The organism is Chromobacterium sp. CCUG 30098 (assembly GCF_059916605.1).
In genome coordinates this window covers 1-759 of the sequence record NZ_JAUCGS010000029.1, presented here as the reverse complement: position 1 = coordinate 759, position 759 = coordinate 1, and the positions used below count along the sequence as shown (strand labels likewise).

General features: G+C 63.2%; 2 protein-coding genes. Both read right to left on the bottom strand.

Annotated features, from left to right (window positions below):
- The coding region (locus tag QUG03_RS23165; RefSeq protein ID WP_500821118.1) for a hypothetical protein at positions 1-311 on the bottom strand (311 nt) is incomplete at its 3' end.
- A gap of 24 nt (positions 312-335) precedes the next feature.
- On the bottom strand, positions 336-716 hold the full coding sequence (locus tag QUG03_RS23160) for a hypothetical protein (RefSeq protein ID WP_500821117.1): 381 nt from the start codon (positions 714-716) through the stop codon (positions 336-338).
- Between the last annotated feature and the right edge of the window lie 43 nt (positions 717-759).

Sequence of the window (759 nt, the reverse complement as noted above, 5' to 3'; positions counted from 1 at the left end):
GCGGTAGTTACGTTGCGGAAGCCCGCCAAGAGATAACATCGCTGCGCGCAGAGATCGCGGCTGCTCCATTTCCCGGACGCCCACATCGCCAATAAGGCGGCGCGGGCCGGCTCGTGCTCGCCCTGCCATCGGCTCCAATAATAAAAGTCCGCCAACGCCCGCTTGATCTGCCGCTGAACCACCGCGGTGTTGTCCGGATGGAGCGGGTTGGTTTCCTTCAGCGCAATCACTCCCAGGCGCATCTCGTAATCGACGATTAAACGCGCCGCGCCTTTGAGCGCCTCATTGTGTTGGATCAGCAGCTTCATCATGGCCATGCCCTCCCTATCCAAGCGTCACAGCACGCCGTTGACGTGCTCCAGACCGCGTTGCAAACGCTGCTGTATCGGCTCCAGCAAGGCCAGCGCCTCCTCGCTGCTGAACAGCAAGGGCTCGTCGCGGCGTTCCAGCAAGGTCAGCAGCGCCAACAGCCCGGTGTGAGCGGCGCGGATGTCCATCACCCCGCTCAACAGGGCGGAGTCCAGTTGGATATAGCAATCGTTCAATTGGCGGCCCAGATCGCCCAGCAGCAGCACATTGCCGGCGGCGGCGGGCAAGCGCTGAGCACAGGAACGCAGTTGCTCCATTACCGGCGCGGCGGCGGGCTCGGGGCGTTCTCCTGCGCCATGGGGACAGGCGGGAGGGGGCATTGCGGGAGGAAAGGTGGAAAAGGTCATCACGGTCTCCATGTCAGCTTTGGAAACCTGCCCAGGCGAGGCT

What these genes read in the sequence shown, in the direction of transcription:
- QUG03_RS23160 (WP_500821117.1), bottom strand. Translation starts at nt 716, where the DNA reads ATGACCTTTTCCACCTTTCCTCCCGCAATGCCCCCTCCCGCCTGTCCC.